The organism is Hydrosulfovibrio ferrireducens (genome assembly GCF_046883345.1).
Lineage (GTDB): Bacteria > Desulfobacterota > Desulfobulbia > Desulfobulbales > Desulfurivibrionaceae > Thiovibrio > Thiovibrio ferrireducens.
The window spans coordinates 25,938-50,911 of the sequence record NZ_JALKCW010000004.1 but is presented as its reverse complement, the minus strand read 5'-3'; the positions used below and the strand labels follow the sequence as shown (position 1 = coordinate 50,911).

General features: G+C 57.6%; 23 protein-coding genes. 11 read left to right on the top strand and 12 right to left on the bottom strand.

Going from position 1 to position 24,974, the window contains the following annotated elements; translation table 11 throughout:
- Positions 1 to 90 precede the first annotated feature (90 nt).
- From MWR57_RS00840 to MWR57_RS00825, 4 genes are all read left to right on the top strand, one after another.
- Positions 91 to 819 carry a cell division ATP-binding protein FtsE gene (locus tag MWR57_RS00840; protein WP_423122884.1) on the top strand — a complete coding sequence of 243 codons (729 nt, stop codon included), beginning with the start codon at positions 91 to 93 and terminating at the stop codon, positions 817 to 819.
- Between the two features lie 60 nt (positions 820 to 879).
- Positions 880 to 1,767 carry a cell division protein FtsX gene (locus tag MWR57_RS00835; protein ID WP_423122883.1) on the top strand — a complete coding sequence of 296 codons (888 nt, stop codon included), beginning with the start codon at positions 880 to 882 and terminating at the stop codon, positions 1,765 to 1,767.
- 3 nt (positions 1,768 to 1,770) lie between these two features.
- Positions 1,771 to 3,057, top strand: coding sequence for a murein hydrolase activator EnvC family protein (locus MWR57_RS00830; protein ID WP_423122882.1), 1,287 nt, complete (start codon positions 1,771 to 1,773; stop codon positions 3,055 to 3,057).
- Between the two features lie 125 nt (positions 3,058 to 3,182).
- Positions 3,183 to 4,559 (top strand): S41 family peptidase, encoded by a 1,377-nt coding sequence (locus MWR57_RS00825; RefSeq protein ID WP_423122881.1) that lies wholly within the window; start codon positions 3,183 to 3,185, stop codon positions 4,557 to 4,559.
- Between the two features lie 121 nt (positions 4,560 to 4,680).
- Here the strand turns inward: MWR57_RS00825 and MWR57_RS00820 are convergent, their stop codons facing one another.
- The 9 genes from MWR57_RS00820 to MWR57_RS00780 form a co-directional block, all read right to left on the bottom strand.
- Positions 4,681 to 5,262: a FumA C-terminus/TtdB family hydratase beta subunit gene (locus MWR57_RS00820; RefSeq protein ID WP_423122880.1), complete on the bottom strand. Its 582-nt coding sequence runs from the start codon at positions 5,260 to 5,262 to the stop codon at positions 4,681 to 4,683.
- The gene (locus MWR57_RS00815) at positions 5,259 to 6,095 is read right to left on the bottom strand and encodes a fumarate hydratase (RefSeq protein ID WP_423122879.1); all 837 of its coding nucleotides are present in this window, start codon (positions 6,093 to 6,095) and stop codon (positions 5,259 to 5,261) included. Before MWR57_RS00815 ends, MWR57_RS00820 begins: the two co-directional genes overlap by 4 nt.
- Before the next feature lie 75 nt (positions 6,096 to 6,170).
- On the bottom strand, positions 6,171 to 6,761 hold the full coding sequence (locus tag MWR57_RS00810) for a PilZ domain-containing protein (RefSeq protein ID WP_423122878.1): 591 nt from the start codon (positions 6,759 to 6,761) through the stop codon (positions 6,171 to 6,173).
- 66 nt (positions 6,762 to 6,827) lie between these two features.
- Complete coding sequence (gene panB, locus MWR57_RS00805; RefSeq protein WP_423122877.1) at positions 6,828 to 7,676, bottom strand: 3-methyl-2-oxobutanoate hydroxymethyltransferase; 849 nt, start codon at positions 7,674 to 7,676, stop codon at positions 6,828 to 6,830.
- A 32-nt stretch (positions 7,677 to 7,708) separates the two neighbouring features.
- Positions 7,709 to 8,758: a Holliday junction branch migration DNA helicase RuvB gene (gene ruvB, locus MWR57_RS00800; protein ID WP_423122876.1), complete on the bottom strand. Its 1,050-nt coding sequence runs from the start codon at positions 8,756 to 8,758 to the stop codon at positions 7,709 to 7,711.
- Positions 8,755 to 9,372 carry a Holliday junction branch migration protein RuvA gene (ruvA, locus tag MWR57_RS00795; protein ID WP_423122875.1) on the bottom strand — a complete coding sequence of 206 codons (618 nt, stop codon included), beginning with the start codon at positions 9,370 to 9,372 and terminating at the stop codon, positions 8,755 to 8,757. Before ruvA ends, ruvB begins: the two co-directional genes overlap by 4 nt.
- A 339-nt stretch (positions 9,373 to 9,711) precedes the next feature.
- Positions 9,712 to 10,212, bottom strand: coding sequence for a crossover junction endodeoxyribonuclease RuvC (gene ruvC, locus MWR57_RS00790; RefSeq protein ID WP_423122874.1), 501 nt, complete (start codon positions 10,210 to 10,212; stop codon positions 9,712 to 9,714).
- Between the two features lie 3 nt (positions 10,213 to 10,215).
- Positions 10,216 to 10,965, bottom strand: coding sequence for a YebC/PmpR family DNA-binding transcriptional regulator (locus tag MWR57_RS00785; RefSeq protein ID WP_423122873.1), 750 nt, complete (start codon positions 10,963 to 10,965; stop codon positions 10,216 to 10,218).
- Positions 10,966 to 11,086: 121 nt separating this feature from the next.
- Positions 11,087 to 11,698: an RlmE family RNA methyltransferase gene (locus MWR57_RS00780; protein ID WP_423122872.1), complete on the bottom strand. Its 612-nt coding sequence runs from the start codon at positions 11,696 to 11,698 to the stop codon at positions 11,087 to 11,089.
- A 327-nt stretch (positions 11,699 to 12,025) separates the two neighbouring features.
- Here MWR57_RS00780 and MWR57_RS00775 point away from each other — a divergent pair, with 327 nt between their 5' ends.
- From MWR57_RS00775 to MWR57_RS00765, 3 genes are all read left to right on the top strand, one after another.
- Positions 12,026 to 12,691, top strand: coding sequence for an isochorismatase family protein (locus MWR57_RS00775; protein WP_423122871.1), 666 nt, complete (start codon positions 12,026 to 12,028; stop codon positions 12,689 to 12,691).
- Between the two features lie 3 nt (positions 12,692 to 12,694).
- Positions 12,695 to 13,990: an NAD(P)/FAD-dependent oxidoreductase gene (locus tag MWR57_RS00770; RefSeq protein WP_423122870.1), complete on the top strand. Its 1,296-nt coding sequence runs from the start codon at positions 12,695 to 12,697 to the stop codon at positions 13,988 to 13,990.
- 154 nt (positions 13,991 to 14,144) lie between these two features.
- A complete protein-coding gene (locus MWR57_RS00765; RefSeq protein WP_423122869.1) occupies positions 14,145 to 14,873 on the top strand; it encodes a hypothetical protein in 729 nt (242 codons plus the stop codon).
- Positions 14,874 to 15,113: 240 nt separating this feature from the next.
- On the opposite strand, the gene MWR57_RS00760 is transcribed toward MWR57_RS00765, so the two are convergent.
- Positions 15,114 to 16,196: an AI-2E family transporter gene (locus MWR57_RS00760; RefSeq protein ID WP_423122868.1), complete on the bottom strand. Its 1,083-nt coding sequence runs from the start codon at positions 16,194 to 16,196 to the stop codon at positions 15,114 to 15,116.
- A 225-nt stretch (positions 16,197 to 16,421) separates the two neighbouring features.
- Here MWR57_RS00760 and MWR57_RS00755 point away from each other — a divergent pair, with 225 nt between their 5' ends.
- The gene (locus MWR57_RS00755) at positions 16,422 to 17,558 is read left to right on the top strand and encodes a metallophosphoesterase (RefSeq protein ID WP_423122867.1); all 1,137 of its coding nucleotides are present in this window, start codon (positions 16,422 to 16,424) and stop codon (positions 17,556 to 17,558) included.
- 38 nt (positions 17,559 to 17,596) lie between these two features.
- Here MWR57_RS00755 and MWR57_RS00750 read toward each other — a convergent pair whose 3' ends face one another.
- Positions 17,597 to 17,821, bottom strand: a complete 225-nt coding sequence (locus MWR57_RS00750; RefSeq protein WP_423122866.1) for a hypothetical protein — start codon at positions 17,819 to 17,821, stop codon at positions 17,597 to 17,599.
- Positions 17,822 to 17,996: 175 nt separating this feature from the next.
- Here MWR57_RS00750 and MWR57_RS00745 point away from each other — a divergent pair, with 175 nt between their 5' ends.
- On the top strand, positions 17,997 to 20,462 hold the full coding sequence (locus tag MWR57_RS00745; RefSeq protein ID WP_423122865.1) for an AAA family ATPase: 2,466 nt from the start codon (positions 17,997 to 17,999) through the stop codon (positions 20,460 to 20,462).
- On the opposite strand, the gene MWR57_RS00740 is transcribed toward MWR57_RS00745, so the two are convergent.
- Positions 20,452 to 21,621: an RtcB family protein gene (locus MWR57_RS00740; RefSeq protein ID WP_423122864.1), complete on the bottom strand. Its 1,170-nt coding sequence runs from the start codon at positions 21,619 to 21,621 to the stop codon at positions 20,452 to 20,454. The two genes, MWR57_RS00745 and MWR57_RS00740, sit on opposite strands and share 11 nt — an antisense overlap.
- A gap of 306 nt (positions 21,622 to 21,927) precedes the next feature.
- On the opposite strand from MWR57_RS00740, the gene MWR57_RS00735 reads away from it, so the two are divergent.
- Positions 21,928 to 22,389 carry a Fur family transcriptional regulator gene (locus MWR57_RS00735; RefSeq protein ID WP_423122863.1) on the top strand — a complete coding sequence of 154 codons (462 nt, stop codon included), beginning with the start codon at positions 21,928 to 21,930 and terminating at the stop codon, positions 22,387 to 22,389.
- 250 nt (positions 22,390 to 22,639) lie between these two features.
- Entirely contained in the window at positions 22,640 to 24,850 is a 2,211-nt protein-coding gene (gene katG / locus MWR57_RS00730; protein ID WP_423122862.1) for a catalase/peroxidase HPI, read from the top strand.
- The last annotated feature ends 124 nt before the right edge of the window (positions 24,851 to 24,974 follow it).

Genomic DNA, 24,974 nt, shown 5'->3' with positions numbered 1-24,974 from the left:
TTTATCAATAATTATTGAATTGTTATGTATTATTATGGCCTAGCCGTCATCCGGAGGGTCTCCCCCGTCGGATCAAAAAAGGTTTTTCACATGCCGAGAGACGCAAGCACTGACAAACCCCTGGTCGAACTGGTGAACGTCGCCAAGATCTACCCTCCCGACATTGTCGCCCTGGAAGACGTTTCCCTGCGGATTTACAAGGGAGAAATCTTTTTTCTCACCGGCATGAGCGGCGCGGGAAAAACAACCCTGATCAAGCTGATCTGCCGCCTTGAAACTCCCACCCGGGGCCTCATTGAGGTGGCCGGCCGCGACCTTTCCCGGATCAGCCCCGCAGGCATCCAGCGCATGCGTCAAAAAATCGGCATCGCCTATCAGGATTTCCGGCTGCTGGAGAAACAAACCGTTCTCCAGAACATTGCCATGGCCATGGAGGTGACGTACGCAAGCACCAAGGCGATCCACGCCAGGGTCGATGAGCTGCTGGCCCTGCTCAACCTCTCCGACAAACGGGACAAACTCACGGGCGAACTCTCCCGCGGAGAACAGCAACGAGTGGCCCTGGCCCGGGCCGCTGCCAACGGACCGAGCCTGCTGCTGGCCGACGAACCGACCGGCAACCTTGACCCAGCCGCGACGGAGCTGGTCATCAATCTCTTTCGCCACCTGAACGAAAAAAATGGCTCGACCATCGTTGTCGCCACCCATGACAAGTCGATCTACGCGGAAACCGAGCACCGGGTTATGGATCTCCGCAAGGGGCATCTGTCAGCCCACCCCAACCGTGCGCCGCGGCAAATCGAACTTTTTGAAGCGTAACCGCCGCGAGAATCCAGCCTTACGGACGAAACCGCTTTCCCTTCCAAGGAGCACCAGACGATGCATTTTCTGGCCTACATTGTGCGCCAAACAGGAAAAAACCTCCGGCAAACCTGGGGAACGCAGGTCATGACCCTGCTGACCGTGACCCTCTCCGTGCTGCTCTTTGCCTTTTTCTTTCTTATTTACACCAACATGCTCCGGGCCAGCGCCCGATTGGGCGACGATCTCCGCCTCATTGTCTATCTGGACCAGGAGATTCCCGAACAGAAACGGCCGGAAATCGAAAAAAAGATCCGCGATTTCGGCCCGGTGGAAAAAATTATTTTTGTCTCCCGCACCGAGGCATTTTCCCGGCTCAGCGCCCAACTCGATAAAGAAAAGGATGTTCTCAACGACCTTGGCCCCGATTTTCTGCCGCCTTCCATCGAGGTGTACCCCCTCAAGAACCTCCAAGACCTCACCAAAATCAGCCAGTTTTCCGACTTCCTCCTGACCTTGCCCCACGCGGCCAAAGTCCAGTCCGGCAGCGACTGGCTCCGTCGTTTCGGCGATTTCACCAACCTTCTTCAGGTCGTCGTCCTGTTAAGCGGGGTCCTGCTCATTATCAGCATGACCTTTATCATTTCATACACCCTTCGCCTCACCGTGGTATCCAGGCAGGGCGAGCTTGAGATCCTCAGGCTGCTTGGCGCCACCAGCGCCTATATCCGCCTGCCGCTCCTGCTCGAAGGCATGCTGCAGGGGTTTTTAGGCTCAAGCCTGGGGCTTGGAGCGCTGTACCTCCTCTATCAATGGATTGCCAGCCGTTTCAGCGGCCCGGGATTTCTCAACCTTTTCGACTTCGCTTTCTTCCCCCCGGAGCTCACCGCCGCGATCCTGCTGGCCAGCGTCGTTCTTTGCACGGGCGGCAGTCTTTTTTCAATCCGCAGATTTATCCGCATCTGACGCATGACTTCCATTTTTCGCCGCCCATACTTCTCCCTCTGCGTGCTGCTCCTTGCCATTTGCCTGGGCGGCCAGCGCCCATGTTTCGCCGCGGAACCGGCTCCGGTAAACGCCAAGATCCTTGAGGAACAAAAAAGGATCCAGCGCCTGAAGAAAGGCATCGAAGACCAAAAATCCCGGGTGCAGACCACCAATAAAAAAGAAAACTCCCTTCTCACCGAGCTTGAGCGCTTAAATGGCCACATCCAAAGCGAAGGCGACAAGTTGAGCCATCTCAAGAAAGATCTGAACAAACACGAGGAGCAGATCGCACAAAAACAGAGCGAAGCCGCCCAGGCCATAACCGCCAAGGAGCAGGCAAAGGTTCATATCAAAAAACGCCTCAATTCCTTTTACCGGATGGGTGAGATCGGCATGATGAATGTCCTCTTTTCCACCAGCAAACTGCCGGATCTTCTTGCCTTTCGCGAGTATTTCGATGCGTTGCTCAAGCGCGACCAGGAAGTCATCCGCCAATACCGGGAAAAAGTCGAGACCCTGGAAAAAACGCGGCTCGGCCTGCAGCAGGAAAAACAGGCTCTGCTTGAAACCATCACCAAGGTCAAGGGACAGGAAGAACAACTGGCCACCACCCGCAATGAGCGCATGCGGTTGCTGCAAAAGGTAAAAACCGAGAAAAAACTGTACCAACTGGCGCTGCAAGAACTCGAAGGCGCCGCGGACAGGCTGACCAACACCCTTGAGCTGCTCAAGGCCGAAGCAGCCAAAGAGGCCCGCCAGAAGGAAGTTCGCGCCAAGGAATCCGGCCAGAAAACCGTCCGGAAGCCAACCCCTTCGAACACCAAAGGCTTTGCCACCCAGAAAGGCCGTCTCCCCCCGCCGGTACCGGGCACGGTGACAACGCTGTTCGGCAAGAGCGTCCAGAAAAAATTCGGCATCACCACCTTTGCCAACGGCATCGACATCAAGACAGCGCCTGGCACCGAAATCACCGCCATCTACGACGGCAAGGTAATCTACGCCAAATTCCTGCGCGGCTACGGCAACCTGCTCATCATTGACCACGGCCAGCAATATCTCAGCCTTGTTTCCCGGGCGGCGAAATTCTTCAAGGAAGAGGGCGACACGGTTACCAAGGGTGAAGTGGTTGGGGTCATGAGCGACCAGGAAGGATTGCTTGGCGAGGGGCTGCATTTCGAGATCCGCCACGGGACCAAGCCGGAAAATCCCCTGCAGTGGATAAACAACGGCAAACTGACCATCAAGGCAACCTCCAAAACACCACGGTGATATTCGCCTAACAATCAAGATAAATCATTGTTTTCCGGCATAAAACCTGCTAACATACAAGTTCGTGTCACCATCGCACATAACAATCAAACACCACTTTGGAATTTTCCGGTTAAGGACCACCCATGAAAAGCTCGACAAAACGGTCAGTTATCAAAAACATTGCGGTCTCCCTCTGTGTCCTGGCCGGTTCTCTGCTGGCCTGGAATTACTCAACAGTCACCGCCACAACCCAGGACACTTACGAAAGCCTTGAGGCCTTTTCCAAGATACTCAGCCTGGTTCAAGAAAATTATGTCGAGGAAGTGGACAGCCAGAAAGCCATTGAAGGGGCGATCAAGGGCATGCTCACCACCCTGGATCCCCATTCTTCGTATATGAAGCCCGAAGACTTTAAAGAATTGCAGGTCGAAACCCAAGGCAGCTTCACCGGCATCGGCATTGAAATAACGATGAAGGACAACATCCTCACGGTTGTCTCTCCCATCGAAGGAACCCCGGCCTTTGCCAAAGGGCTCAAGGCGGGAGACAAGATCGTCAAGATCGGCGAGGAACCGACCCAGGACATGAGTCTCATGGAGGCGGTAAAGCGGCTGCGCGGCCCCAAAGGCTCGGAAGTGACCATCTCCATTCATCGCAAGGGCTGGCCCGACCTCAAGGAAATCACGCTAATCCGCGACATCATTCCCATCCACAGCGTAAAATCGAAACTGCTGGAGCCGGGATACCCTTACATCCGCATCATCAACTTCCAGGCGCAGACCACGACTGATTTCAAAAAGGCGCTCTCCGACCTGGAAAAGCAAGGAAAGATAAAAGGGCTTATCGTGGATCTTCGCAATAACCCGGGCGGCCTTCTTGACCAGTCCGTGAAGATTGCCGACATCTTCATCGACGAGGGCGTGATTGTTTCCACCAAGGGAAGGATCAAGGAGCAAAACTCCATGTTCTACGCCCGCGACAACAACGCCAAGTATAAATTTCCCGTGGTGGTGCTGGTGAACGAAGGCAGCGCCAGCGCCTCGGAGATCGTGGCCGGCGCCTTGCAGGATCACAAAAAAGCGGTAATCATCGGCGCCCAGACCTTTGGCAAGGGCTCGGTACAGACCATCATCCCCATGGACAGCGGGGCAGGTCTTCGATTGACCACGGCCAGATACTATACCCCCAGCGGCCGCTCCATTCAGGCAACGGGTATTACTCCGGATATCATTGTCCCTTCTCCCGCATCGCTTACCGTCGAACAGGATGAAAAAGATGATGAGCAGGAGAAAAAACCGAAATACCTGCGGGAAAAAGATCTGAAGCATCACATCGGCAATGGCCTGAATGACGATGTCACCCAGAAAGAGGAGAAGCCCAAACCCGAGGAAAAGCCGAAAACCAAGGTGAAAACCCCGGTAAGCAAGGAAAAGCAAGAGGCTGAGGACATAAGCAAGGATCAGCAGTTAAGCACCGCGCTCACGCTGCTCAAAGGCTTGAACGTTTTCGGCAAGAAGTAAAGACGAAGAAACCAGATGACTCAGCCTTGATGGCTGACCATTGACCATAAAAAAAGGAGAGGCTCAGCCCTCTCCTTTTTTTATTAGCGACGCAGCCGCCTTGCCTGCGGAAATGGTCCGGTCATTTTCCACAACGGCTTGCCGCGGCAACCAACGCATAGTAATCACGCCCCTCCAGGTCGTTGATCACCACGGCCGGGAATTTTTCCACCTCGAACCGGAACAGGGCTTCCGGCCCCGCATCAGCAAAGGCAACCAGTTCGGCTTTTTTGATACATTTGGACAAAAACGCCCCGGCCCCGCCAATGGCAGCAAGATAGACCGCGCCATGCTCAAGCATGGCCTGACGCACCTCGGCACAACGGGCGCCCTTGCCCATGGTCGCAGCTAACCCCAAAGCGAGCAGGCGCGGAGTGTAGCTGTCCATCCGATAGCTGGTGGTGGGCCCGGCCGCGCCGATTACCCGCCCCGGCCGGGCCGGACTCGGACCAACATAGTAAAGAAGCTGACCGGCAAGATCCACCGGCAAATCCTTTCCCTCATCCAGCAGGGCGCAGAGCCGGCGATGGGTCTGATCCCGGCCGGTGTACAGCGTCCCGCTCAGGCTTACCAATTGGCCGGCCTTAAGCGAGGCCAGGACCTCGGGGGTAAAGGGCAGAGCGACCTCGAGGAGATTCTCAAAAAAAGCAGATTCCGTTTTCACAAGACAATTTCCTTATGCCGATGGGCATGGCACTGGATATTGATTCCCACCGGCAGACTGGCGATATGGCAGGGAAAAACCTCCATATGCACGGCCAGGGCCGTGGTGATCCCGCCAAAACCGTGAACCCCCTGGCCCTGATCATTGATCTCCCGCAACAGCCGCTCTTCAAGCACAGCCACATCCTCGCGCCCACTTTTTTCGCCAACCGGCCGCAGCAGGGCCTTTTTTGCCAGCAGGGCCGCCTTTTCAAAAGAACCGCCCAAACCAACCCCGACAATCATCGGCGGACAGGGGTTCGAGCCCGCAGCCAACACCCGGTCGATCACATGGCGAACCACCCCTTCCGTTCCGGCGGCAGGCGGCAGCATAACCAGACTGCTCATGTTCTCGCTGCCGCACCCCTTGGGCAGAAAACGGATGGTAATCCGGTCGCCCGGAGCCAATTCGATATGGACCACGGCCGGGGTATTGGTCCCGGTATTCTTGCGGGTCAGGGGGTCGCACACCGATTTGCGCAGATACCCCTCTTCATAACCAAGCCGTACCCCCTCCTGCAACGCCTCCTGCAGGTCGCCGCGAATGTGGACTTCCTGGCCGAGCTCAAGGAAAAGGATGCCGGTGCCGGTGTCCTGGCACACCGGAATCCGATCCCGGCTGGCGATATTTGCGTTGGCGACGAGAACCTCCAGGATATTCCCGGCAAGTTCCCCGGTTTCCCGGTCCCGCGCGGCAAGCAGGGCCTCCAGAATATCAGGCTCCAGGTCATGGGCTGCGGCAATGGCCAGGTCGCGGACGGCCTGGCGGATCTCGCTGCTGTTAATCTCGCGCATGGTTCAGAAAACACTCAACGTTGGGGATGGCTAAGCAAAAATCGTCAGATGCTGGTACACGAGCCTGCGACGCCATCAGGGATTGAGCCTGCGGTTGCGCAGGGCCAAGCTTTGTTGCTTGAAAGTATGCTGGATGATCTTTTCCCGGTCTTCATCAAGCAGGAAAACAAACTCCAGGGCGACCCGAAATTTGCAGCCGGACTCTTCTTCCTCCGGGGCCGGATCACAGGCAATGACCTTGCCGAAGGAATACACATAGATGTAGGCCGGAAGCAGAACGACATGGATCTCCACGATCTCGTCCAACCGTAAAGGAGAATCCGTGTAAAAAGCAATGCCGTTGGCGCTGATATTGGCCTTGCGCATGACCAGGGCATCCAGGGGGCTCTCTCCCCCTTTTACCTGCTTCAGCATCATGTTCATCTTGTTGTCCAGATGCTGCAAAAAATCAGCCAGATCCGCATCCCGCTCCCGCAGTTTGGCCAAAGCGCTCTGGGCGCCGATGAACATCTGGATATCGGTAAGGCCTTCCTGATTGTAAGGCGAGATTCCCTGCTGAAAATCCCTGGAAACAGCCTGTATTTTTTCCGCGGAAACCGGATGAACCGCCAACATCACCCTGTCCGTGACCCGAACCGATTGCCTACGATTTAAAGAATCCGTCATATTCGCACCCCACCCCGTCAAATAGTAACTCTAAAAACAGGCCGAAAATATCGGCAAAAAACCAGGTCATCCCTGGCCCTGGTTGAGCAAATCCGCCACCTCACCCTGCATGACAAAGCTGTGTTCCGCGTCCGGATACGCGCCAGACTTGACCTCGTCGCGGAACGCGGCGATACCCCCCGCGATCTGGGGGGCCAGATCCGCGTACCGCTTCACGAAACTGGGCACGAATTTCTCGAACATGCCCAAGAGATCGTGGCTCACCAGCACCTGGCCGTCGCACTGCGGTCCGGCGCCGATGCCGATGGTGGGGATACCGATGCTTGCGGTGATGACCCCGGCCAGCTTGTCGGGGATGCACTCCAGCACCAGGGCGAAGGCCCCGGCCTCAGCCAGCCCCTTGGCCTCGGCCAACAAACGCCCGGCCGATTCTCCGTCCTTCCCCTGCACCTTGTAACCGCCCAGCGCTCCGGCGGTCTGCGGGGTCAGGCCGATATGGCCCATCACCGGGATTCCGGCCCGCACCATGGCGGCCACGGTCTCGCAGATCTCCAGGCCGCCCTCGACCTTTACCGCGTCGCAACCCGCTTCCTTAAGGAAACGGCCACCATTGGCAATGGCCGAACCGACATCGACTTGGTAGGAGAGAAAGGGCATGTCGCTCACCAGCAGGGCCCGTTCCACCCCGTGCTTTACCGCCCGGGAATGATGCAGCATCTCCTCCATGGTCACCGGCACCGTGGACTCGTAGCCAAGGACCACCATGCCCAGGGAATCACCGACCAGGACGATTTCGACCCCATTGCGATCCAAAAAACGGCCAAATCCGGCATCATAGGCCGTCAGCATGACGATTTTATCAGCCGCGCTCTTCATGTCGATGATATCACGAACTGTTATTTTTTTTCCGATCATACGTTCCCCTTCTTTGTTTCCCGTCCCTGCCCCTAAAAAGGCAGCGTGGCTGCTTCGCCGCTACACGGATCCGCATCCTGTCTGCGGGTAAAAGGCCTGCCGAAATGGGCATACGCCGCCTGGGTCGCCATTCTGCCCCTGGGGGTGCGCATCAAGAGGCCCATTTGAATGAGAAAGGGCTCGTAGACATCCTCCAAGGTGGTCTTCTCCTCGCAGGCCATGGTGGCCAGGGTTTCCAACCCGATGGGACCGCCCTGGAACTTGTCGATGATGGTGAGCAAAATACGCCGGTCCATCTCGTCGAGCCCTTCCTGGTCCACGCCCAGCATGGTCAACGCCTCGTCCGCCACCTTGGCCGTGATGCTGCCCTGGGCCTTGACCTCGGCGAAATCCCGCAGCCGTTTGAGCAGCCGGTTGGCTATTCTGGGGGTGCCCCGGGAACGGCGGCCGATCTCCAGAGCGCCGCCCTCATCCATGGGCACCCCCAGCAGGGAAGCCGAGCGTTTGACAATGGTCACCAGCTCGTCCGGGGTATAAAAATCAAGACGCAGCACCATGCCGAAGCGGTCCCGCAACGGCGGGGTCAACAGGCCGGTGCGGGTTGTCGCCCCCACCAGGGTAAAGCGCGGCAGGTCCATCTTGACGCTGCGCGCGCCGGGCCCCTGGCCGATGACCAGATCCAACTGATAATCCTCCATGGCCGGGTAAAGAATCTCCTCCACCACATGGTTGAGGCGGTGGATCTCGTCGATGAAGAGCACATCGCCTTCCTGGAGACTGGTGAGGATGGCGGCCAGATCGCCGGGCCGCTCGATCACCGGACCGGAGGTAACCCGGATGTTGGCGCCCATCTCGTTGGCAATGACGTAGGCGAGGGTGGTCTTACCCAGACCTGGGAAGCCATGGAAGAGCACATGGTCCAAGGCCTCGCCCCTGGCCTGCGCGGCCTTGATCGCGATGGAGAGATTGCTTTTGAGCTGCTCCTGACCGATGTACTGGTCAAGCAGTTTGGGCCGCAGCGCATGATCAACCGGCTCGATCTGCTCGGCCACCGGGGAAACCAATCGTTCTTCGTGATTCACACCAGGACCCTCAAGGTTTGCCGGAGCAATTCTTCAAGCCGCAGGGCAGCAAAGCCCTCTGCCCCGGCCTGCTGCCGCACCAAAGCCAGCGCCTCCCTGGCCCGGGCTGCGGGATAGCCGAGATTGAGCAAGGCGGAAATCGCATCATGCACCCGCTCGTCCTCTCCCGGCAGGGTAAGGGCGGGAGAAGAGGCGGACAGGGCCTCGGGCACGAACTGCACCTTGTCTTTCAATTCCAGGCAGAGCCGCTCCGCGGTTTTCTTGCCCACCCCGGGCAGCCGGGTGAGGCGGGCAAGATCGTCGTGCAGGATGGCGCGGGCCAAATCCGCCGGCGAGATTCCGGCCAGGATATGCATGGCCAGCTTGGGCCCAATCCCGGAAACGGTGTTCAGCAACTGGAACATCTCCTTTTCCATGGGCTCGAGAAAGCCAAAGAGGTTGAAGGCGTCCTCGCGCACCACCGTCTGGATGTGGAGAAAAACCTCCTCCCCCACCCCCGGCAACCGTGCCTGCCCGCTCTGGGGGAAGAAAACCTCGTACCCCACCCCGCCCACGTCGATGATGAGGGATTCGGGTAGTTTTTTAAACAGCATTCCTCGCAGGCAGGCAATCATGTCGCGCTCGTAAAAAAGAAAAAGGTCAGCGGATGGGCTTGGCCCATCCGCGCAGGTCCGTAACACAGGATAAAACAGTTCCCAAAAAATAACCGTTGTAATCGCAGTTTTTTTGCGATTTCAACAATCATAATGGGGTCTATTATGGAAGAATTTTGACAAGAAGAGAAGCAAAAAGCCTGTGAGCTACATAACCAGTCAGCAAAACGGACCGATTCGCTTAATCAATTTTCACAGGTAAACGTTCACCAGCGCCACAGATGCGCGAAAGAGGTCTGCGAAGTGTGCTATTGCACATGAGCAGGCCGATGACAAAGCAGATGGGGTGCTGGTGGACGTTTACCTATGGTTGGCCCGGCAGATGGCCACGGCCAGGGCGTCGGCCGCGTCCTGGCTGGGCGAGGCGACAAGCTTGAGCAGAACCCGGACCATGTGCTGCACCTGCTCTTTCGGGGCCTGGCCATATCCGGCCACCGCTTGTTTCACCACGGTGGGGCTGTACTCCTCCAGAAGCAACCCATGCTGCCTGGCGGCCAGGATCAACACCCCCCTGGCATGACCGAGCTTTAAGGCCGAGCGGGGATTGATGGCGGTGAAGATATCCTCTATCCCTGCCAGTTGCGGTTTGTAAGCAGCAATAACCTCGCGGATGCCGTCGTAGATCTCTTCAAGCCGCTCGGGAAACGGCTTTTTTTCCGAGGTCCGGATCACTCCGCAGGTGACAAAGGTCAAGGCGTGGCCCTGGCAATCGATCACCCCGTAGCCGGTGGCGCGCGAACCGGGATCGATCCCGAGGATGCGGACGGGTTGGCCCCCTGCCTTGGCTTTGCCCGGGATCATATGCTAGGAAATCTTTTCCATCAGTTCATCGGGGATATCGAAGTTGGCATGCACCTTCTGCACGTCGTCGAAATCCTCCAGGTTATCAATGAGCTTCATCAATGAAATGGCAGTCTTCTCCTCGGCCACCTCAACGGTGTTCTTGGGAACCATGGAGATGGAGGCCTCGACAAAAGCGACACCCGCCTTTTCCAGCGCCTCCCGCACCGTGTTGAAATCCTCGGGCGCGGTCAGCACCTCGAAGATATCGCCATCCTCGATCACATCCTCGGCTCCGGCCTCCAGGGCCAGTTCCAGCAGCTTTTCTTCGTCCATCGCTCCCTTTTCCACAACGATGGAGCCTTTCTTGTCAAACATGTAGGAAACGCAGCCGGTCTCGCCCATGTTGCCGCCGGACTTGCCGAAGAAGAAGCGCACCTCGCCCACGGTCCGGTTCCGGTTGTCGGTGAGGCAATCAACAAGCACCGCCACCCCGCCGGGACCGTAGCCTTCGTAGGTGATCTCCTCGTAGTTTGCCCCTTCCAACCCGCCGATACCCTTCTTGATGGCCCGGTCGATATTATCCTTGGGCATGTTCACGGCCCGAGCCGAGATAATGCCAGCGCGCAGACGAGGATTGGCCTCGGGATCGCCGCCGCCCATGCGGGCAGCCACGGCAATTTCCTTGGCAAGCTTGGTGAACATCTTGCCGCGCTTGGCGTCCTGCGCGCCTTTGCGATGTTTGGTATTAGCCCATTTTGAATGTCCGGACATAATTTTTCTCCTGAAAATTAAAAATTAAAAGTGAAAAATGAAAAGTGGGATGTGACCCTGGTCAGCAGAGAACACCATGGATGTCCCTTCCAGACTCCATAAGCTGCTCACTCTGCATTTTTCATTCTTCACTCTGCATTTTCTTAAATCCCATCCCCAGCACAAAGACCTCGCGGCTTTCCGGACGGGAGCTTTTCGGCTTCACTATCTTAGTCAGATTGAAATGGGGGCGGACCTCATCCACAAAAGCCTTGAAATCCTCGCCCTCAAACACCTTGCAATAAAAATTGCCGCCCACACGCAACATCTCCAGGGCAATCTCCAGCACCCGCCGGGAAAGATCCAGCGAATGCTGCTGATCCGCCCATTTGTTACCGGTGGTGCGCGGGGCCATGTCGCTTAGGATCACCGCGAACTCCGGACAGATATCGCGCACCTTATCCAGCACCTCGACGGAAGTGATGTCGCCGTGCAGAAAGGTGAACTTACCGCTGTGGCCCTTGGTGTTGATCTGCCCGAAGTTGAGATCAACCCCAACCACCAGCCCCTGCGGGCCAACGGCCTGGGCCGCGTACATGGACCAACTGCCGGGTTGACAGCCCAAGTCGAGCACCGAGTCGCCCTTTTTCAGCAGCCCGTGCTTGAGTTGGGCCTCCTCCAGCTTATACACCGAGCGGGCGGGATAGCCTTCCTTCTTGGCCTTTTTGAAGTAATGATCCTGAACTTCTTTCACAGGCCCGTCACCTTGATTGGGATCTACACCATTTTAGTGGTGCGCCGCAAAAAACATCGTTGAAAAGCGGTTATATTTAGCCTGTTTGTCGCTTCTTGACAAGCATAATCCCCAGGCGGTCGAGGATGACCGTTTGCGGACTTGGCACGGGAAGATGCGCCGCGCAGCAGGTGTTGCAGCAATACGGTCCCCCTTCTTTCCCTTGGGTTGACGATCAGCCAGGGAATATGGGATACTCCTTTGGAATGTTTGGGTGGCATAAATGCCCCGGCCGATTGTAACCCGAATTATCCGTCCAGCCAAATACCCCTGTACGAAAAGGCAAAAATGACACATTACAACAGAATGCGCTTGATCCCCCTGCTGCTCCTCGCCCTTCTCCTTTGCCTCCTGCCCTTTCCACCAACACTTGCCATGGCAGAGGAAAAAAACCTCCTGGATATCTGGAGCGAGATCACTCCCCCGCCGGTGGTGGCGGTACAACCGGTGCACCTTGACCCTACAAGCAGCGCCCTGCTGATTCTCGACATCGAGGAATGGACCTGCAATGCCGAGCGCCGGCCCCGCTGCCCGGATTCGGTCCCCCGGATCAAGGATTTTCTCGAACAGGCAAAGGCCAAGGGCGTGGGAGTGGTCTACAGCCTTACCTCCAAGGGCAGCCCGCAGACCATCCTTCCCGGCGTGCAGCCGGTGGGGGATGCGCCCATCGTCCAGTCCGGGGTGGACAAATTTTATAATACAAAGCTGGAAAAGATTCTGCGCGATCGGGCGATCAAAACCGTGGTCATCGTCGGCACAGCGGCGGAAGGCGCGGTGCTGCATACCGCCACCGGCGCAGCCCTGCGCGGCCTGCAAGTGGTGGTGGCGCTCGACGGCATGACCTCCGCCACCCTCTATGCCGAGCAGTACACGGCCTGGCACCTGCTCAATGCCCCCGGCACCAAGGGCAAGGTCACGCTCACCCTGTTCAAGTTGATCGACTTCCAAAGATAAAAAATGACAACTCCCACAAAAGATGTCGTCATTGTCGGCGGCGGCTTTGCCGGCCTCAATGCCGCAAAGATGCTCGGCAACCAGGCAGGTGTCCGGGTCACACTGGTGGACCGCCACAACCATCATCTCTTCCAGCCCCTGCTCTACCAAGTGGCAATGGCTGCCCTGAGTCCGGCGGAGATTGCGGCGCCGATCCGGCACATCCTCGCCAAATACCGCAATATCACGGTGCTGCAGGACGAGGTTACAGCCATCGATCTGGTCGCTCGCCAGATGGTCGCCAAGGAGTGCACACTGCCCTATGATTACCTGCTCCTCGCTTGCGGCGCCCGCCACTCCTATTTCGGCCATGAGGAGTGGGAGGAGTTTGCCCCGGGGCTCAAAACCATCGAGCAGGCCACCGAGATTCGACGGCGGGTGCTCACCGCCTTCGAGGCGGCTGAGCGCACGGCAAATCCGAGCGAACAACGTCGGCACCTCACCTTCGTCATCGTCGGCGGCGGCCCCACCGGCGTGGAACTGGCCGGCGCCATCGGCGAGATGAGTCGCTACACCCTGGCGCAGGACTTCCGCAACATCAACCCCAAGCTGGCTCGCATCATCCTCATCGAGGCCGGGCCGCGCATCCTGCCCTCCTTCGGAGATGCCCTGGCAGGCGAAGCGACGCGCGACCTGGAGCAGCTCGGCGTGCAGGTCTGGACCTCCAGCCCGGTTACCGGCATGGACCGCGACGGCGTTCAGGTCGGACGGGAGCGAGTGGAGGCGTCCACCATTCTCTGGGCCGCCGGTGTCACGGCTGCGAGCCTCGGCCGGCAACTTGGGGTGGCAACCGATCGGCTGGGCCGCATCGTGGTGGAACCAGACCTCAGCCTTCCGAATCATCCCGAGGTCTTTGCGGCAGGCGACCAGGCTTGCTTTACCCACGGCCGCTCCACTCCGCTGCCGGGACTTGCTCCGGTGGCGCTCCAACAGGGTCGCGCCATTGCCGAAAACATTCTCCGCGAAATCGCAGGGTTTACGCGGCAGCCGTTCCAATATCACGACAAGGGCCAACTCGCCACCATCGGCCGCAGCAAAGCGATCGTCGAGATCGGCCGCCTCCGTTTCGGCGGTTTTTTTGCCTGGGCCACCTGGCTTGTTGTCCACATCTACTATCTGATCGGTTTTGAAAACCGTCTTTCCGTGACCATGCGCTGGGCCTGGTCATTTTTCAACTTCCGGCGCGGGGCTCGGCTTATCGTCAACAAGGAATGGCGCTTTTATCCCCCGGCAAACGGCAAAAAACGGCCAGGGCCATGAAAAATGTGGCCAGGGCCTGACGTTATTATGAGCAACTTTTGAAAAACATCGTACAGTTAAAAAATGCACCTGCCGGATTGGCTCAAATTGCCATCGGCACGGCTTCCCCCTGAAATATTTGAAGAGGTCTCACCCCATGCATGCACGCAAGAGAATGACATTTCGCCTCGGTCTGGCGCTCGCCGCTTCCCTGCTCCTGTGGAACCTCCCGCAGGCCGGAGCTTTTTCGCCCAACGGTGACGGATCGGGAATGGTGGGGAATAGCAGCCCGACGGCGCAAAAGGTCTCGGGCAAGGTGGTTGAAACCATGAACAGCGGCGGGTATACCTATGCCCTGGTGGACAAGAACGGCGTCACAACCTGGGTGGCCCTGCCTCAGAGCGCGATCTCGGTGGGCAGTGATATCGCTTGCCAGCCGGGCATGGCGATGAGCAATTTCAAAAGCGCCTCGCTGAATCGGTCATTCGACAGCATTGTTTTTTCGCCGGGGCTTGCATCCGCCGGAGCCGCTGTTGCCGCGCCCCCCGCCGCCGTTGCCGCTCCGGTTACGGCAATCACGGTGAGCAAGGCCGGGGGGGCCAATGCGCAAACCATCGGCGAGATTTTTGAAAAAAAAGATTCCCTGGAGAATAAGCCGGTGGTGGTACAAGCCAAGGTGGTCAAGGTCAACCGCGGCATCCTGGGCAAGAACTGGCTGCATCTGCAAGACGGCACCGGCAACCAGGCGGCCGGAACCAACGATCTGGTAGTCACCACCGATTCGCTGCCTGAAGTCGGGGAGGTGGTCACCATCACAGGAAATCTTTCCCGCAACCGTGACTTCGGCGCGGGATACCGCTACGGCGTTATTATCGAGAATGCCGAGGTGACCGGCCGCAAGTGAGGCCTGTTCAGGCTGCCGGGAGAAATCGCGCGGACCACGGGTGTTGCCGGTTTTCTCCGGCAGCACCTTGTCCACATCAAGCCGCGATGAAAAACATACTCCGAGTTCTGCTCGCGGATCCTTTCAAACATCCCCTGTCGTTGCCTTCTACGCCTTCCACCTGATCAGGAACAGCTTGTATTCTTCTCCCCGGCAGTAAAACCGCAGGCCGCGAAATCAGGGTCCGTGAGGGGAGAGGAATCAATCCGCGTTGAGATTTTTCACATAGCGCTCGTAGCTGCCGAGATAAAATTCCGCCAAGGTCTGAAAGGCGGTAATGATCAAAGGGCCGTAGATGATGCCGAGAAGGCCGAAGGCGCTCAATCCTCCGATCATGCCGAGAAAAGCCAGCAGAATATGCATCCTGACCCGATCGCCCACCATCTTCGCCTTCATGAAGTACTCAATGATGATCGTGATAACCCCATACAGAGCCGTGAGGATAATTGCGCCGGCCATATTGCCCTTAAAAGCGAGGACCAGGGCGGCGGGCACCAGCACCAGGCCGATGCCGACGATGGGCAGAAAAGCCAGCACCGCCATGATCAGCCCCCAAAGCACCGGCGGCCCCAAGGAAAACACGGCAAAGATGATGCCGCCCAGCACCCCCTGGATTATCGAGCAGATCCCGTTGCCGATCAGCACCGCGCCAGTGATTTCGTCGAACTTGGCGAACAGGCGCCGGCCCTGAACCTCGGGCAGGGGAGAGAGCCGCAGAATATAGCTGAGCAACCGGTCCTGCTCGATCAACAGGAAGAAGATGGTGAGAAGCATCAGCGAGAAGTTGAAAAGAAACATCATGATATTGCCGGCCCAGTTGCCCGCATGGCTGTAAAAGAAAAGCCCGACCGACCGGACCAAGTCGGCGAACGCCCGGGTGACGTCTTCCGCTTCCAGGGAAAAACCCAGGATGGCGGCGATCTCCTGCAGGCCAAAAAACAGCGCGCTTTCTTGAAAGGCGCGGAGCTTGAGGGCGAGATTGACACCCGACCCCCGGCCCCATTCATACAGATGCTGGGCCTCCTGGACCAAAGCGGTGGTAAAAAAGACCAGAGGAATGAAAACCAGCAGCATCACCAGGACGCAGGTCAAAAACGAGGCGAAAAAATCCGAGAGTTTGCGGTTGAGCAGCTTGTAGGTCGGCAGAAAAACGCTGGTCAGCAGGTAGGAGAGGATCAGGATCGACAAAAAAGGCCGGAACAACCACCCGACCAAGAGGATCGAGGCAAGGAAGAGAATCAGAAAATAACGCAGCACCATCGGCGATGGCGAGTTTTCTTGCATGGGTTTATCCTGTTATGTGATAAGCCGTCACCGGGGTGGTCGCCGGGCTGACCCGGCCTGGGTCCGGATGATGACCGCCCATTTACTCTACCTAATGATGCCGTGATCTGCCAAGTGAAATACGCTGCTTCAATCAGGGAAAAATTGCCTTGCCCGTTGGGAATGTTTATAATCAACATCTCCTGACTCCGCTTGTTCAAATCAATCTGGGGGATGAAAAAAAGCATGCTCCGTTTCCTGCTTCTGTATCTTTCCATCTATCCTCTCGCCCACTACTATGCCTTGCGCAAGATCGGCTTGGCCTTTCAGCCCGGCAAAAAGACCACGCGCGGCATAGCCCTGTTCATGGCGATCATGATCGCAGCGCCGATTATGGTCCGGGTGGCCGAACGGGCGGGAATTGAGACAGGAGCCCGATTCTGGGCCTATGCCAGCTTCAGTTGGATGGGATTGCTTTTTCTCTTCCTGACCTTTTCCGTAGCGATTGATACGGCCCGCTTTGCCGTGCAGTCAATGGAAAAAATCCTGAACCAAAGGCTTTTCCACTCAACTCTGTCGCCGCGCCGGATCTTTGCCATACAGGCGATGCTGGTGGTTGCGATTTACGGCTACGGGATTTTCGAGGCAAAGGACATCCGCCTGCAACGGATCGAAATCGCCAGTCCCAAGATTACTCAGATCCCAGGCAAGATACGCATTGCCCAGATTTCGGATGTGCATCTTGGCCTTATCGTGCGGGAGGACAGGCTCAGCCGGATCCTCGCCCGAATACAGGAAGCGCAGCCCGATATTCTGGTTTCGACAGGCGACCTGCTTGACGGCCAGCTCAACCACCTCGGCGCGGAGGCTGCATTGCTGGCGGCAATCAGGCCGCCCTTGGGCAAATTTGCCATTACCGGCAACCATGAATTTTACGCCGGGTTGCAGGATGCCCTGGACTTTACCGAAAAATCGGGCTTCACCCTGCTGCACGATCAGGCAGTAGTGGCCGGAGGCATCACGTTCGTCGGGGTGGACGATCCGACCGTCACACTCTTTGACAAAAAACCGGCCAAGCCGGAAGGCGATCTTCTTTCCGCCCAACCCAGAGAAAATTTCACCATCCTGCTCAAACACCGCCCGGATCTTAACCCGGCAAGCCTGGGTCTTTTCGATCTCCAGCTTTCCGGCCACACCCACAAGGGCCAGATTTTTCCCTTCAACCTGCTCACCTGGTTCCTGTATCCCCACACAGCCGGCCGGCTCACGCGCCTTACCAGCGGCTTTCTCTACCCGAGTCCCGGCACCGGCACTTGGGGGCCGCCCATCCGCTTCCTGGCTCCGCCGGAGGTGACCATCATCGACCTGGTGCCTGTAAAATAAGCGCCCAGGCTCTTCGCGCTTGCCCGGAGACTTCTCAGTCAAGCACATACTGATTCTTGCAGGTGGACATTGTCCTGAACCCAATCGATTGAGCGCACAAAATTTTTCACATATGCAACCCGCAAAGCAGTATCCTCGTCGATTTCCCCCTCCAGCGTAAAATTTTGCAAAAACGGCTCCAGCCGACGGGCTGCAAGCTTCGCCGAGGCAAGGATCTCCAGCTTTACGAACTCACAATGCGCTACGCCGGAGGGAACCATCATCAACTCGGGGCAGGGAAAAGAGCGGAACCAGTTGACTCCCAGCCCCCTTTTTCCCTAGAGTAAGGAGAGCATCCGTTTTTTCTTACCAACTCGCCTCGTTGGCGCGCACCTGGACTTGCCGCTTTGGCAGGCCGCAAGGAAGAACCCGCCTGAAAACCATTGAGGGAGAAAGCTCTTGCCACGTCCCATCCCCCCAAAAAACCAGCTCAAGCAGTTCGAGGCCATCCGCCGGGCATTGAAAAAGACCGTTCTCGACCAGGACGATGCCGTCGACGAGGTGGTGGACGCCTTCATCCACATGGCATTCCGCCCGCCCAAGGAGGCGCCGCCCAAGGCGATTTTCACCTTCCTCGGCCCCCCGGGCGTGGGCAAAATCTATCTGGCCCGGGTGCTTTGCTCCATGCTCAAGGAGTATGAGGGCTTCAAACATTTTGACCTCGAACGCTACAGCGAAGCGGAAAACGCTGACCAGCTCCTCGCTCCCCAGGTGGTGGGCGAGGAAATCAAGGAAGGCGAACTGATCCGCTTTCTCCGCGCCACCCCCCGCGCCATCATCCTCTTTGAATCCATCGAAATGGCGAGCAACCAGATGCAGATGGCGCTGCTCGACCTGATCAGCAAAGAGGACCCGGACAGCGGCATCAACTGCCGGGAGGTGATCTTCATCTTCACCTCCACCCTGGGCAGCGTGCTGTACCAGAGCAAGGAGTTCCTGGCCACCTTCCGGCGCAGCAAGGCCAGGGCCCAGGGACTGATCATGGAAACAATCGCCAAGGAAAAGAAGGTGGCAGGCGAGGTGATTCAGGAGGCGATCACCCCGAAGCTCCTGGCCACCCTGGCCCAAAACTACATCATCCTTTTCAACCGGCTGGGCATCAAGGCCATGGTCCGCATCGGCACCGATTCCCTGTTGCGGTTGGGTGGCCATTTCAGGGAAAAGGGTATTGCGCTTGAATTCCCGGAACTCACGGATCTGGTCACCCTTCTGGTGCTCGCCCTTGGCCCGGCGATTACCGCCAAAAAGGTGAAGCAGAAGCTGCCCGACGAGGTGCTTTTCAAGATCACCCGGTGTCTGCGACACTTGCCAGTCGCCCCGGCCCGGATTGCCTTCAAGGTAACGAAAAAGGCCGAGGCCTCGCTGCGCAAGCTCTCGGAGGCAGGCGAGCAGCTCCTGCCCCAGATCTACAAGAACAACCAAACCGTGGAGCTGACCTGGAAGGAATACCAGCGGAGAGACCGCCTCATTTTCAGCCTGAGCCGGGCGGAAATTCGGGCGCTGCCCGCGAGCAAGGGGCTGTTGCGCGGCGAACGCCCGGCCATCGAATTTTCCGAGATTGGCTTTGAAAACATTGCCGGCAACCGCCAGACCAAAACCACTCTGAAGCAGATCATCAACACCCTGAGAAAACCCGAGCTGGTGAAAAAATTCTCCATCAGCATGCCCAAGGGCATGTTGCTCCACGGACCGCCGGGGGTGGGAAAAACCTTGCTGGGCAAAGCCTTTGCCCGGGAGGCCGGCCGGCCCTATATCTATGTTTCCCGCACCGAGCTGTTTGACTCCGAATACCTCAGGCTGGTCTATCTCAAGGCGCGGGAATACGCACCCAGCATCGTTTTTTTGGACGGCATCGACATCAAGGCTTTGCTGGAAGGGGTGCTGACCAGCGTGCCCTCCGACCAGATCGCTCTTGAGATCGACGCCCTTTCCGACGATCCGGAGGAATCGGTGTTCACCGTGATCACGGCGGTGAGCCGCGAGGAGGTCCCGCCACTGCTCATCGAACCTGACCGCATCGACACCTTTGTCGAGGCGCCGGAGCTGGACCGGGAAGCGCGGCGCTTCTTCATCGAACAGATCCTGAAAAAGCCCAACAACGGCAAGATCGATGTGGACAAGGTGGTGCGCTACATTTCGGGAATGAACGGCTACGAGCTGCAGCGCATCGGCAAGGAGGCCTCGCTCCACGCCATCCGCCACGGACTGAAGTGCATCACCGAGGAGATCCTCATCGAGCAGATCAACATCATCAAGTACGGCTCGAAACTGGAAAAAACCCAGATCCGCAACCTGGAGGAAGACCTGCGCCTGACCGCCTTCCACGAGGCCGGGCATGCGGTGCTCTCCTATCTGCTGCTGCCAAACACCAAAATCGAGCAGGTGACCATTGCCCCGCGCTTGCGGGTTTTGGGCTTCATCTCGTACAGCATCGAGGATTTCCCCAGCAACCTCTCGAAAGAAGAGGTATTCAACAACATCTGCGTGCTCATGGCCGGCAGAACGGCGAGCATGAAAAAATTCGGGGCCAAGGGCATGGACACCGGCGCGGCCGGCGATCTTGAGGAGGCGACGCACCAGGCCTACACCGCCATCGCCAATTTAGGCATGGATGAGGAGCTGGGATTTGTCCACACCGACACCCTGAGCCGCAACGTGAACAAAGAGTTTTTCCGGGAGGTGGTGGAGCGCCAGGTTCGCCTCTGGATCGACAAGGCCACGCGAAAAGCCGGGGAACTGGTGGAAGCCAACTGGCGGCAGATCGACACCCTGGCCAGTATTCTGATCCGGCAGGAGATCGTCGACGGCGGCGAGCTGGAAAGGATCATGCAGAAGAAAAAGGAAACTCGATCGCTTACCCCTTAACCACCGCCAGGGGGCGCAATTCCACCAACACCTCCACCAGATCGAGCTGATTGTCGATAACCTCGTCGATGTCCTTGTAGGCGCCGGCCGCTTCTTCCAGATCGCTGACCGAGCGGATGGCATGGATAATCCCCTGCTCGTCCAAGCGCTTTTTTTCCTGAGCCAGATCCAACTGCCGCTGGGCCTGCTTGCGGCCCATCTTTCTGCCCGCGCCGTGGGCGCACGACTCGAAGCTCTCCTTGTTGCCCTTGCCCCGCACGATATAGCTGGGCGTGCCCTGGGAGCCCGGGACAATGCCGATCTCCCCTGCCTGGGCCCGGGTCGCACCCTTGCGATGGACTATGACATTTTTACCGAAATGCTCCTCCATGGCGGCGTAATTATGGGCGATATTGATCATCGGCTCAAAGGTTACCGGCTGCACCACGGAGAGGATAGCATCCTTGACCCGCTCCATCATCATCTTCCGGTTGGCATAGGCGAACTCGACGCAGAAGCGCATTTCATGCAAATAGATCTGCCCGGCCGGGCTGTTGATGGGCAAAAAGGCCAATTGCCAGTTCGGCGGAATCTTGGAGCCCCACTTCCTGTTCAGCTCCATGGCCAAGCGATTGTAATAGTTGGCAACCTTAAAGCCGAGATTGCGGCTGCCGGAATGCACCATCAGCCAGACATGGCCGTCATTGCCCTTCTGGATTTCGATGAAATGGTTGCCGCCGCCCAGGGTGCCAAGCTGGGTGAGGGCGCTGCTGTATTCCCGGGCGATAACCGTCAGTTCCTCCAAGGGTATCTCGGACTTGGGCATGAGCCTGCGGTCCTGCGCCGTGTTATGGTGCTTGAAGCCAAGGGGGATGGTCCGTCTGATCTCGGCCAGGACTGCTTTCAATTTTTCCGTGGACAGGGTGGTAAGGGAGGTGCGCACGGCGCACATGCCGCAGCCGATGTCAACGCCAACCGCATTGGGGATGACCATCTCTTCCGAGGCCATGACCCCGCCGATGGGCATGCCATACCCTTGATGGGCATCGGGCATCACGGCGACATGCCTGAAAACAAAGGGCAGATTGGCAAGATTTTTGACCTGGGCCAAGGCTCCGGAGTCCATGTCGTCGAGCCAGAGCTTGATCGCGGTTTTTTCGGAAGTAATCACCTTTTTCATTGTTCCGCCCTACTGTGTTGGCCGCAACACGATGGCAGGACCAATTCGCCTTGCCTAACACGCCCTCTGTTTCTCCTCATACTGTAATATTCAGACCGGACATCCGCAAAGCGAAATAAACGAGCCGACCGGAAGAAGACGATATCGTCTTTAGATCACTCGACTATTCGTTTTTTCCGGATCGTGCCGCGGCGAAAAACCATTTCGCTTGGCCACAGGCCAAGGTGCAACGCCCTTGACCAAGAGAAGGGCAACAATTATACTAAACTAAATTCTCGAAGTCTTTTCCCCGAGAGAGGTATCTCCATGCTCGACCAGGATGAACAATCCCTGCATTCTCGGTTTACCGATTTTGAAAAGTTCTGCCGGAAAAAGGGTCTTAAAATGACCCACCAGCGGCTGGAAATCTATCGCGAGCTGCTCACCTCCAAGGATCATCCCACCGTCGAAGCTCTTTTTTTGCGAGTGCGGAAACGCATCCCCACCATCTCACTGGATACCGTCTACCGGACCCTTGCCTTGCTGGAAGAAGCCGGAATGACAAACCGCATCCAGACCTCCGAAGGGCTCACCCGGTTTGAATCGGACTACGGGGCCCATCATCATCTGATCTGTAAAAAATGCCAGACAATCGAAGATTTCACCTGGAAATCGTTTGACACCATGCTCCTGCCCCCGGAATTGGAAGCATGGGGCGCTATCCAGACGAGGAATATCGTGGCCGAGGGAATCTGCACAGCATGCCTCAAAAAAGAAAAAAAACACTAAAGTCGTTTTTTTGTTGCCTTCAATAAGAATAATTCTTAAATAGTACAAGATCATAATAATGCTTCTTGTATCTCAGCCATTAAGGGAATTATCAAATTGATCAACTCGGTATCTTATTAATAAGGAAGTCCAATGTATCAAGATGGCGCGCGGGAATTTTGACGCGCGGGTTATGCCGCAAAAGAACGTAGCCAAGCCCCTGCAACCCCTTTGTTAGCTTTGCACCCTTCAACCTCACAGGAGAACGAAGATGAGCGAAAACAGCAAGTGCCCGGTAACAGGCAAAACCAGCAAACAAATAGCCGGCGGCGGCATGTCCACCCGGGACTGGTGGCCGAACCAGTTGAACCTTCATATTCTGCACCAGCATTCCGCCAAATCCAATCCCCTGGGTGAGGATTTCAACTACGCGGAAGAATTCAAGAAGCTCGATCTGGCCGCCGTAAAAAAAGATCTGTACGGGCTGATGACCGACTCGCAGGAGTGGTGGCCGGCCGACTGGGGCCATTACGGCGGGCTCTTCATCCGGATGGCATGGCACAGCGCCGGGACCTACCGCATGGGCGACGGCCGCGGCGGAGGCGGTTCGGGTAACCAGCGCTTTGCGCCCCTCAACAGTTGGCCGGACAACGTGAACCTGGACAAGGCGCGCCGTCTGCTCTGGCCGATCAAGCAGAAATACGGCAACAAGATCTCCTGGGCCGACCTGATGATCCTCGCCGGCAACTGCGCCCTTGAGTCCATGGGCTTCAAGACCTTCGGTTTCGGCGGCGGCCGCGAGGACATCTGGGAGCCGGAAGAGGACGTCTACTGGGGTTCCGAAGAGGAATGGCTGGCTACCAGCGACAAACCCAAGAGCCGTTACAGCGGCGACCGGGATCTGGAAAACCCCCTGGCGGCCGTGCAGATGGGCCTGATCTACGTGAACCCGGAAGGGCCGGACGGCGAACCGAATGTGCTCGCCTCCGGCGGCGACGTTCGCACCACCTTCGCTCGCATGGCCATGAACGATGAAGAGACCGTGGCCCTCATCGCCGGCGGCCACACCTTTGGCAAATGTCACGGCGCTGGCCCGGCGTCGCATGTGGGTCCGGAACCAGAAGCCGCCTCCATCGAAGAGCAAGGACTCGGCTGGAAGAGCAGCTTTGGCAGCGGCAAAGGCGGAGATACGATCAGCAGCGGCATCGAGGGCGCGTGGACGTCGAATCCGACCCAATGGGATATGGGCTATTTCGATCTGCTGTTCGGCTATGATTGGAATTTGGTAAAAAGCCCCGCCGGTGCATACCAGTGGGTCCCGGTCAATCCGGATGAAAAGGATCTCGCGCCCGCTGCTCACGATCCGTCAAAGCGGGTTTCAACCATGATGACCACGGCGGACCTCTCTCTACGGATGGATCCGATCTACAAGCCAATCTCGAAACGGTTCCACGAAAATCCCGAGGAATTCGCGGATGCCTTTGCCCGGGCGTGGTTCAAACTAACCCACCGCGACATGGGCCCGCGTTCGCGCTATCTCGGCCCGGAGGTCCCGGCGGAGGAACTGATCTGGCAAGATCCGGTGCCCGCAGTCGATCATGAGCTGATCGACGCCAAGGACATCGCGGACCTCAAGGCCAAGATCCTTGCCTCGGGCCTGTCAGTCTCCCAACTGGTTTCCACCGCCTGGGCGTCGGCAGCCACGTTCCGAGATTCCGATAAGCGCGGCGGCGCCAACGGGGCACGCATTCGTCTTGCCCCGCAAAAGGATTGGAAGGTCAACCAGCCTGAGCAACTTGCGACTGTGCTGCAAGCCCTTGCGCAAACCCAGAAGGAGTTCAACAGCGCGCAGTCGGGCAAAAAAAAGGTTTCGCTTGCCGACTTGATCGTCCTGGGCGGCTGCGCGGCGGTCGAAGCGGCGGCCAAGGCTGGCGGGCACGCAGTGGAGGTGCCTTTCGTCCCGGGACGCACGGATGCGTTGCAGGAGCAAACCGATGTGAAGTCATTCGGTGTGCTTGAGCCGAAAGCAGACGGGTTCCGCAACTACCAGAAAACCAAATACGCTGTATCGGCGGAGGAGATGCTGGTTGACCGGGCGCAACTGCTGACCCTGACCGCTCCTGAGATGACGGTTCTTGTCGGCGGCATGCGCGTCTTGCATGCCAACTTCGGACAGACCCGGCACGGGGTCTTCACCAAGCGGCCGGAGACGCTCACCAATGACTTCTTCGTGAATCTGCTCGACATGGGCACAACCTGGAAGGCAACCCCGGCAGACCCAGAGGTGTTCGAGGGCCGTGATCGCGTGAGTGGCGAACTCAAGTGGACCGGTACCCGCGTGGATCTGGTTTTCGGCTCCAACTCGCAGTTGCGCGCCCTGGCCGAGGTCTATGCCCAGGACGATGCGAAGGAAAAGTTCGTGCGCGACTTCGTCGCAGCCTGGAACAAGGTCATGAACCTGGACCGCTTCGACCTTGTTTGATGGTGACATAACGATTTGCCCGGCTCCTGACCGGGAAAATAAAACAGCAAGCGTCAGAATGATATCCTGGCGCGGGCGCCGGAACAGCGGACGGAGTGCCCGCACCCCCCATTTGCTTAAACAC